The organism is Sulfurovum sp. bin170 (assembly GCF_010892395.1).
GTDB lineage: Bacteria > Campylobacterota > Campylobacteria > Campylobacterales > Sulfurovaceae > UBA1140.
The window spans coordinates 1-10147 of record NZ_JAACKB010000235.1 but is presented as its reverse complement, the minus strand read 5'-3'; the positions used below and the strand labels follow the sequence as shown (position 1 = coordinate 10147).

Genomic DNA, 10147 nt, shown 5'->3' with positions numbered 1-10147 from the left:
TAGTAGCAACAGCACTACTTGGAACAAGTACAACAGCTCTTATAGCTGGTGAAGAGTTAATTAAAAACGGAAGTTTTGAAAACTTTAGCATTGATAAAGATAATGGAAAGTGGAAGTTGGTTCAGTTTGACAACTGGAATGGAGATGGAGAAGTTTGGAATCATCAACTTGGTCGAACAGCAACAGAGGGAATCTACAAAGCAGAACTTGATGTTGGTAAAAACAGTGTAAATAGTTTAACCCAAACCGTCTCTACAGTTGCTGATGAAACTTATCTATTTAGTTTGGATGCTTATGCACGAAGAGCTGGTACATCTGATTTTGAACTTTTAGTTGATGGTGAATCTATTGGAATTATTACACCTAGTAAACATTGGGATAAATATGGTGTAGAGTTTATAGGTAAAGGGGGAGAACAGACCGTTTCTATAAAAGAGATAGCTTCTCAGGATAATGGGTTAGGTACAGTTATTGATAATATTTCTGTTCAAGTTACTAAAGAAATTGTTGAAAAATTTATGTACGACCCAAAATACAATGTAACAAAAGAGAAAGATGCCTCAAGATTTTTAGCACGAAGTACCTTTGGTGCAAACTTAAGTGAGATTCAGAGTTTAGATAATTATGATAAGTTTTTAGATACCCAGTTTAAGGCTACTCCTACTTATTTTTATGACCAAGTATTGGCTTTGGGGAGAGCTACTGGAAAGAACTTTAATTCGAATGCTATGTTTAGCTTTGGTCATTTTAATGCTGTATGGCTTAAAGTTGTTTTAGAATCTGAAGACCAATTGCGTCAGAGAGTCGCTTTTGCATTGAGTCAAATTTTTGTAGTTGGAAAAGAGAATACAACAGCCAAAAAAGATCATGTATTGATGTACTACTATGATATATTGGTTAAAAATTCATTTGGAAATTATCGTGACTTATTGGAAGAAGTTACATTAAGTCCTATAATGGGTACCTATCTTACTATGATTAATAACCATGCTACAAATATAGGAAAAGACACCCATCCCGATGAAAATTATGCCAGAGAGGTAATGCAACTCTTCTCTGTCGGTCTCTCTATGTTAAATATAGATGGTACAGTACAGCTCTCTAATGGAGAAGATATACCTACCTATACGCAAAGTGACATAGAAGGGTTAGCCAAAGTATTTACAGGTTTTACTTTTAATAAAGCAATAGAACATGCAAAATATCAGTATGCAGATAGAGATACAAACAGAACGGCAAGAATTCGATATGAAAAATTTATAACGCAATATACACCCATGAATTGGCATAAAAATTCAGTCTTAAATGAGCCTATGACTTGTATGGAAGAGAGGCATGAAGTGGGAGAGAAAGTTATCCTAAATAACACAACTATTCCTGCTGGACAAAGTTGTTTTGGTGATTTGGAGATGGCACTTGATACGATATTTAACCATCCAAATGTTGGACCTTTTTTCTCAAAACAACTCATTCAAAAGTTGGTCACATCAAACCCGAGTCCCTCTTATATAGCAAGAGTTGCGACTATTTTTAATGATAATGGAGAAGGTGTAAGAGGCGATTTAAAAGCAGTTATTCGTGCAATTTTGTTAGATGAAAATGCATTGGCAGAGGTAGATATTGAGAGCTCTTTTGGTAAGATAAAAGAGCCTGTGGTAAGATTTGCAGCCTTTATGAAAGCTTTTGAGACAACATTAGTAGCAGAGTTCCCTCTCTATGACCCTGCTAATATTTATGACCAAACTGTCTTACACGCAGATAGTGTTTTTAACTTCTATCAACCCGACTTCAGTGTTGGAAAAGAGCTGTTTGATAATAATCTTGTAGCACCAGAACTTCAAATTGCTACAGCCATGAATGTTACAAATCTCAGTAATACCTTTAAAACATTGATTTATGACCATAGTGAGGTTGCAATTATAGGAAAAGTATTTAATAAGCCAAGATATGAATACAAACATGCCATTAACCTTAATCCTGAGTATAGGTTGTTATTAGAGTCGCCAGAGTTGTTGATAGAACGATACAACTTGCTTCTGATGCAAGGTAATATGAGTGATGAGATGAAGGTACTGTTAAAAGAGTATATGGAAGAGCGTATAGCCAGTTTTAGAAGTAATGGAAGAAAGAGAGCTCTTTTAGATGGTCTATTTATTATTATGAATTCGCCACAACAAAATATTTTAAATTAGGAGATGAGATGAAAAGAAGAAGTTTTTTAAAAACAGTAGCAGTTGGTAGTGTATCTACATCTTTTATAACAAGTAAACTGTTAGCAGAGAGTAATACGCTCAATACAATAAGTTTTGACGATAACGAATTTAAGGCTATCGTTACTATATTTTTATCGGGAGGGAATGATAGTGTCAATATGTTGGTTCCCTATCATGAAGATAAATACAGTGACTACAAGGAACAGAGACCAAGCTTAGCCATACCAAGAGAAAATTTAAATCCTCTTAACCCTGAAGATGTAAGTGAAGAAGCTTGTGCGACACACCCATACTTACCTAAGATAAATCAGATGTACCGAGATAAAAAATTGGCTTTTGTTGCCAATGTAGGAACATTGGTAAAACCTACCACACAAGAAGAGGTTATTAGAAAAACAGCCATTTTGCCTCCACATCTATTTGCTCACGGCTCTCAAAGAGATATTTGGGCTTCTTGTCAGCCTTTTACTCTGAACAAGACAGGTTGGGCAGGGCGATTGAGTGATGAAGTAACGCTTGGGGAGGATGACTTTCCTTTTAATCAAAGTATAAAGGGTAAAAATTTATGGCAAAAAGGCATAAAGACCCAACCCTATATTTATAGTGTAGGTGGTGTAAAACAGTTTGGTGGTTTTACAACAAAATTTTCTGCTACTACCAAAGCTGTAGTTGAAGATATAAGTAATATTACCAGTGAGAATCCTCTCCTAAATGCTTATACAAAAATTCAGCAAAGTAGTATATCAAAAAGTAGAAAAGTAACGGCTGCTTTAGCTGGAGTTACTCTAAATACCAATTTTCCAGACAATCCTATAAATAAGAAACGATCTTACCTAATGCAACAAGTTAGAATGCTATCAAGAGTGTTAAAACAGAAGAGTCTGCTATCAAACAGTACCAATAAAGGGACATACTACATAGAACAATCAGGATACGACAGTCATGCCAATCAGACAAGAAAAATAAATAACGCATACCAAGATTTAGATGATGCTGTCTATTCATTGAGTCAAGCCCTTGAAGAGCTAGGATTAACCGATAAAGTTACGGTCATTTGTATGTCAGACTTTGGAAGGTCAGTTGGTAATAACAATGGTGGAACAGGTCACGGTTGGGGTGGACACTATTTCACCTTTGGTGGTGCAGTTAAAGGTGGAAAAATTTATGGTGATTTACCAGATTTGTCGAAAGAGAGTAAAGACCTTGTTCTTCATAGAAGGTTACTACCAACGACCTCTACCGAACAATACTTTGCTACGGTTACAAAATGGTTTGGACTTAGTGATGCAGAAAACCTTGGGCTTTTTCCGAATTTGAAGAATTTTCCTGAGGAGAAGAGGGATTTGGGGTTTATGGGGTAGAAAAAACATCTATGCAATGTAATCCTACTTTGAAATGGTTTGGAGTGGATAACGCTTTGATCGGTACAGTTTTGCTAAATTTGGGGGAATTAAAACCTATTGGTGGGAATTAGGAGTTGGGATTTTTACAGGGAATTTTTGTGTGATTTATTTAAAGTTTTATCAAGAAATAGTATATTAAGACTTTAAAAGTATAATTTTAATTATGAAAACTATAGAAAAATCTTACATAGGTTCTTATGAAGTAAAAAAATCAAAATTTATAGCTCACTTAGTTCCTATATCAGAGTATCAGGGGTTACAAGATAAGCTACGCACAGAACATCCCAAAGCGAGGCATGTCGTCTATGCTCTGCGTTATCTCAATGAATTTGACCAGATAGTAGAGAACTCTTCGGATGATGAGGAACCAAAAGGGGCTGCTGGTGTTCCATCGCTTAATGTGTTACGAGGTAAAGAGCTTATCAATGTAGCTCTACTGACAGTACGTTATTTTGGAGGTACAAAACTTGGAATTGGTGGGATGGCTAGGGCTTATGCTAATGCAGTTAAAGAAGTTATTCATAATTCTAATGTTATTTTATATGAAAAAGTGTTAGACTTCCATTTCAACACCACATATAGTGAGATTCAAAAGATTGAATACATTTTAAATAAAATAGGAATCATCCAAATAGAACGAAAATTTTTAAATGATGGTGTTGCTTGGGGTATTAAATCAACAGAGAAAAAATTAGAAGAGTTTAAGGAAGAACGAAAATGCATGAGATAGTGGACATTGTAGTAGATTTAGTGAGCCAATTTGGTTATTTGGGGATATTTATAATGATGTTTTTGGAGAGTACTTTTTTTCCTTTTCCTAGTGAGGTGGCGATGATACCTGCTGGGTATCTAGCCTCAAAAGGTGAGATGAATATGGTTATAGCAATAATTGCAGGTACTACAGGTTCTCTTGGTGGTGCGTTGTTTAACTACTATTTGGCTAAAAAATATGGGCGAAAAGGGGTTTTGGCTTTTGGTAAGTACTTCTTTTTTACAGAAGATAAGCTAAAAAAGATGGAGGAGTATTTTGTCAATCACGGTTCATTCTCTACTTTTGTAAGTCGTCTTATTCCTGGGATTCGTCAGCTCATCTCTCTTCCTGCTGGGCTTTCAAATATGGATATAAAGAAGTTTTCACTATACACAACAGCAGGTGCAGGGATTTGGGTGACTATCTTAGCTCTGTTGGGATATTTTATTGGAGAGAATGAGGCTCTACTAAAAGAGTATCTTCATCAGATTATTGCTGGAACATTGACTCTTATTGCTATTGCAACGGCTCTTTATATTTGGAAACATAAGTCAAAAAAGATATAATTGCCTTAAAAGTAAAAAGAGGGCAATTATGAGAAAATTTTTAATAAAGGCAAAAGAGTCTACACAGATTATAGCTACTTTGGATGGTAAAACAAAAGATAAGATACTAACAGAGATGGCTCATGCTATTTTTGAACAGAGAGGTTATATCATTACTGAAAATAGTAAAGATATGAATGATGGAAGAAAAAATGGTCTTGACTCTGCACTTCTTGATAGACTTCTGCTTGATGAAGAGAGAGTCAAAGCTATAGCAAAATCACTTGTGCAGATAGCAGGATTAAAAGAACCAGTAGGTAGAGTTCTTGATGGTTGGGTTACTGATGATAATTTGCGAATAGAGAAGGTCTCTGTGCCTATTGGTGTGGTTGGTGTTATCTATGAGTCCAGACCAAATGTCACCTCTGATGTGGGAGCTTTATGTTTCAAGAGTGGAAATGTAGCTATACTCAAAGGTGGAAAAGAGGCAGAGAACTCAAATCAAGCTATCGCAAAAGTGCTTCAAGATGTTTTACTGAAAAATAGTCTACCAAAAGAGCTAATATCACTGCTTCCTGATAGTTCAAGAGAGGGTGTTGCGAAGCTTATCAAAGAGGATGAGTTTGTTGACCTTATTGTACCTAGAGGTGGTGAGGCTCTTATCAAATATATCTCCAAAAACTCCTCTGTGCCAGTTGTAAAACATGATAAGGGGCTTTGTCATACATATATTCATGTAGATGCAAATCCACAAAAGGCTATCAATATCGCTCTCAATGCCAAGTGTCAAAGACCTGGTGTATGTAATGCGATGGAGACTCTGATAATAGATAAAAAGATAGCTAAATCGGTTCTTCCATCTCTCTATAGAGCGTTTGTTGATGCAGGGACAAAGCTAAGAGGTTGTCTGAAAACTAGAGAGTTTATATTTATAGACTATGCGACGGATGAACACTTCAATACAGAGTATCTAGCAAATGAGTTAAATATCAAAGTTGTTGAAGGTATTGATGAAGCTATGGCACATATTACGAAGTATGGGTCAGGTCACTCTGAGGCTATTATTACAGAGAACTACTCTGCTTCTGAAAAGTTTATGAGTGTTATAGATGCTGCTTGTGTCTATGTCAATGCTAGTACAAGATTTACTGATGGTGGTGCATTTGGATTTGGTGCAGAGGTTGGTATCTCGACTAATAAACTACACGCTAGGGGACCAATGGGCGTAAATGAGCTGACTACTTATAAATTTAAGATATATGGGAATGGGCAGATTCGGTAGATGTGGGGTTATAATATCAACCCTACTCCTGTTTTTGGTGACTCTTGATGCAAAAAATATGGATGTGCCTATTGTCATTACATTTGAGGGAAACAGAAAGATAGCTACCTCTTCGCTAGAGGGAGTTGTGGGTGCTAAGAGACCTTCACCTATTGCACTATGGAAAGATAACAGAGCCACTATAAATGCCCTATATATCCCTAAACTTGATGAGATTTTTAGACTCTATTATCAAAAAGAGGGGTTTTATGATGCTAATATAAGCCATAAGATTGATGTATATGGAATACATTTTTTTATAAAAGAGAATAAATATATAAAAGTTAAAGATATAGAGATAAAAAGTGACTTTTATATAGATGATTTGGTACAACTTAGAAAAAAGAGACGATTTAGAGCAGAACTATTCTCCAATACAAAATCAGATATCAAAAATAGGTTGTTGGAGAGTGGATTTTGTAATTATGATTTAGAGACAAAAGCTTATATTGATTTGGAAAAATATAGTGCCAAGATAGAGATAGAGTTGAAAAAGGGGTCTCTATGCCATTTTGGAAAGATAGATATAGATGGTTCGCAGAGTATTGATGATGAAGTAGTCCTCTCTAGGCTTCATTTTAGAGAGGGAGAGATATTTGATATAGAGAAGATAAAGGAGAGCTACAACTCACTATATGCACTAGAGGCTTTTGACAAAGTCCATATAAAAGAGAACAGAAGCTCCAAAAATCTATTAACTTTTGAAGAGATTAAAAAAAAATATAAATCTATCTACAGAACAGACTCTTTTGATAAAGTTTATGAAAAGATTGGCAAAAAGAGAGAGAGTACTATACCCATGTCTGTAAAATTCAGAGAGATAGAGCAGAAGAGTCACTCACGCATAGGGGTAGGATATGCTACAGATTTAGAGTTTCAAGCAAAATATCACTGGGAGTACAAAAACTTTTATGGTGGAGGTAGACAACTGCTTTTTGATATTTTGTACTCAGAAAAGCAGAAACGGATAGAGAATAACTTCCTAAACCCTGCATTTTTGATGCTCTGGGGTTATCATATGGATTTTCAAAATAGTGCTGGTTATAGTGAGGAGAGAAATCTTCATGATTATGATGAAAAAGTTATCTATGATAAGGTCTATCTACTTCATAGAGGAGATAAGTGGTTTCATAGTATAGGTATTGGCATAGAGAATAGAGATATATCTGATGATAGAAGTTTCTTTTTTATATATCCATTTATGAAGCTTATCTATGACCTAAGAGACTCCAAGATAAACCCAAAAAATGGATTTTACTTTTCACATGAGATGGAGTATGGTCTGCCATATTCACCTGATAGTACAACTTATCTCAAATACCTAGAGGAGATTAGAGCTATATATACACTCAACAGCGTAACACTATCGGGTATTGGTCGAATAGGAGCTATTAAAATATATGATAATAGGTTGCCAGAGTCAAAAAAGTTTTTTGCAGGGGGTGCTTTTTCTAACCGTGCCTATGGGTATGATAGGATTGGAATTACCTCATCTTCTACAGATACTTTAGAAAATAGAGGTGGTTATAATATCGCAAACTTGACGCTAGAAGCGAACTTCCCACTCTACAAAAGTATCCATATGGGATTTTTTTCAGATAGTACTATGATAAGTGAAAATCAGGGAGTTTGGGAGTTTACAGATAGAGTTATCTACTCAGCAGGTTTTGGTTTTCGTTATATGACACCTATTGGACCATTTAAGATAGATTTTGGGTTTAATGTTAACAAATATAGTGAAAATGCTATACATTTTCAGATAGGTCAGTCGTTTTGATTCGTCTCTTCTACTGGCTAATGGTTCTTATAGAGATTCTGTTAATCTTTGGCACTATACTGCTTTTTATTATAACAGATTCACGGACTATTCATATCGCTACCAAAAATATTTTGAGAGAGTATGGTGTAAACTATAAAAAGATTTCAGGAAACCTATTTACTGGGATAGAGGTCTCTTCGCTTAAATATAATGGCAGGAAACTTGTAGAGAGTGCTACTATATACTGGAATCCTTTCGCCTTGGTACACAATAGAGTTCATATAACTAGATTACAACTACAAGGTGTTGAGCTAGAGGGTATTGTTACTGCGTTGGATACTCTACCCAAATCAGATGGAGAGAAAGATAAGTCAACTCTATTTTTTGATTTCCATATTGATAAGATTAATTTGACAGTTAACCCTTTTGTCTATCATGGTGTAGAGTTCAAAAATTTCTATTTTGGAATGGTCGGTTTAGCTGTTGATAGAGATATGCAGATGAGAAGTGAAGTGATTAATTTTTTAGTAGATTCAGATTTAGTTGATTTGAATTTAAGAGGTAAAATAGAGCAAAATAGTCTAAATCTTGATAATTTACAACTGCTAAAGATTGACCCAAAAGTCATTACCTATTTTGTGAGAAGTATTAAAAAAGAGCAGAAGAGTAAGATGAATTCCCAAAAAGAGGGAAATAAAGAAGATAAAAAGGAGACTAATAGTAGTGGGGTAGCTCTAGGAGATATTACCGTGGATAACTTTTTTGCTACAATGAAAAAAACAACCTATGGCCCAGTTACTATTGATAAGACCAAAATTATTGCCCAAAATCTATTGATAGAGCCTAAAAATGGTTTTGAATACTCTGCAACAGAAGCTTCTATCTCTACAGATACAACTTTTGCTTCTACGAAACAGGTGGGGTATATCAAGAACTCTTCGTTTTATGGCAAAGGAGATATATTGACTAAAAAATATCTCTATGATAGGTACTCTCTACCTCTAAATCAAAAAGAGCTAAAAAAAATCCCTGCGAAACTAAAGGTAAATCATCAAGGTGTCTGGGTAGAGGTAGAACATGGGGTAAAAGATATTTTAGCTTTGAAAAATAGTGATTTCAATGTCAACCTAAAAAAAGTAAAACATAAGTTTGACTATCTATATAGTGATTTTTTTATCAAAATAGGCTCCAAAGGGATAGGCTCAATCACCTATGCTGATGAGGTAGAGATAGAGAGTATTGTCGATATTGATTTTAGTGGTGATGGTGATACAGAGGTGGTCTATAGTGGAGAGGTGAAACTAAAAACGATAAAAAATATTCCGAAAGAGGTATCTGAAAACTTGCTTGAAAATTTAACGGCTAAATATAGAGGAACACCTGATGAGCTACTTGGGAGAGCTGATTCACAACAGATAAAGGGAACTTTTTTTACAGATGGTTATGAAAATGCCAAGCTCAAAATAGATAGTAAGGGAACTCTGCCTCTTGATAATCTCCTAAAAAGTCTACCTAAAGGTCTATATAAAGGTTCTTTAGGAGAGATACAAAGTGACTCTTATATAGATTTTTTTGATAGTAGTAAGAGTAAAATCGGTATAGATATAGATTCAAATCTCATTAACCTAAAAACCTCTATGGAGCTTAAAGAGCCATTCAAGATAAAATTCTCTGCCTCTATTCCAAAAGATTCAAAAATAACCAATATAGACAAGAGGATAAGAGTGAAAAATATATCAAATATAGATGGAGAGGTGATATTAAATAGAGATATAACTCATATTTCACTCTTCAGTGAAGATTTGAAATTTTCTTGTGATTATAACAGTGAGAGAGATAGATTTGGTAGAGGATTGATAGTCATAGCAGATGAGAAGATAAATTTTGATGGTAGTCTCTCTTCCAAAATAGATATAAAGAGTCATATAGAGAATATGGATAGATTTGGTAAAACTATCAATAGATATTATGATATTAATCTTCCAAAGATGTCAGGTAGAGCCGATATAGATATGAAATTCAATGCAGATAGTAGTCTAAATATCTTTGCAAAGAGTAAAAACATTGGCTATATGGATTTCAGAGGGGATATAGAGACTACTGTAAATATTGACAAAAATAGAGTAGTTGATATAGAGTTTAAGAGTAAAAAGCT

The 10147-nt window shown here is 34.8% G+C and carries 7 protein-coding genes; all 7 read left to right on the top strand.

All coding sequences use genetic code 11. The features are described from left to right. A partial coding sequence (locus GSY74_RS05615) for a DUF1800 family protein (protein ID WP_164664123.1) occupies positions 1–2192 on the top strand: 2192 nt, incomplete at its 5' end. A gap of 8 nt (positions 2193–2200) precedes the next feature. Continuing rightward, the gene (locus GSY74_RS05610; RefSeq protein ID WP_164664122.1) at positions 2201–3574 is read left to right on the top strand and encodes a DUF1501 domain-containing protein; all 1374 of its coding nucleotides are present in this window, start codon (positions 2201–2203) and stop codon (positions 3572–3574) included. A gap of 205 nt (positions 3575–3779) precedes the next feature. Continuing rightward, positions 3780–4346, top strand: coding sequence for a YigZ family protein (locus tag GSY74_RS05605; RefSeq protein ID WP_164664121.1), 567 nt, complete (start codon positions 3780–3782; stop codon positions 4344–4346). Next, the gene (locus tag GSY74_RS05600; protein ID WP_164664120.1) at positions 4334–4933 is read left to right on the top strand and encodes a DedA family protein; all 600 of its coding nucleotides are present in this window, start codon (positions 4334–4336) and stop codon (positions 4931–4933) included. Before GSY74_RS05605 ends, GSY74_RS05600 begins: the two co-directional genes overlap by 13 nt. 28 nt (positions 4934–4961) lie before the next feature. Further along, entirely contained in the window at positions 4962–6194 is a 1233-nt protein-coding gene (locus GSY74_RS05595; protein WP_164664119.1) for a glutamate-5-semialdehyde dehydrogenase, read from the top strand. After that, on the top strand, positions 6178–8010 hold the full coding sequence (locus GSY74_RS05590) for an autotransporter assembly complex family protein (RefSeq protein WP_164664118.1): 1833 nt from the start codon (positions 6178–6180) through the stop codon (positions 8008–8010). The genes GSY74_RS05595 and GSY74_RS05590 overlap by 17 nt, the downstream gene beginning before the upstream one ends. After that, on the top strand, positions 8007–10147 hold a 2141-nt coding region (locus GSY74_RS05585), incomplete at its 3' end, for a hypothetical protein (RefSeq protein WP_164664117.1). The genes GSY74_RS05590 and GSY74_RS05585, both read left to right, overlap by 4 nt.

What these genes read in the sequence shown, in the direction of transcription:
- GSY74_RS05605 (WP_164664121.1), top strand. Translation starts at nt 3,780, where the DNA reads ATGAAAACTATAGAAAAATCTTACATAGGTTCTTATGAAGTAAAAAAA.
- GSY74_RS05595 (WP_164664119.1), top strand. Translation starts at nt 4,962, where the DNA reads ATGAGAAAATTTTTAATAAAGGCAAAAGAGTCTACACAGATTATAGCT.
- GSY74_RS05610 (WP_164664122.1), top strand. Translation starts at nt 2,201, where the DNA reads ATGAAAAGAAGAAGTTTTTTAAAAACAGTAGCAGTTGGTAGTGTATCT.
- GSY74_RS05590 (WP_164664118.1), top strand. Translation starts at nt 6,178, where the DNA reads ATGGGCAGATTCGGTAGATGTGGGGTTATAATATCAACCCTACTCCTG.
- GSY74_RS05600 (WP_164664120.1), top strand. Translation starts at nt 4,334, where the DNA reads ATGCATGAGATAGTGGACATTGTAGTAGATTTAGTGAGCCAATTTGGT.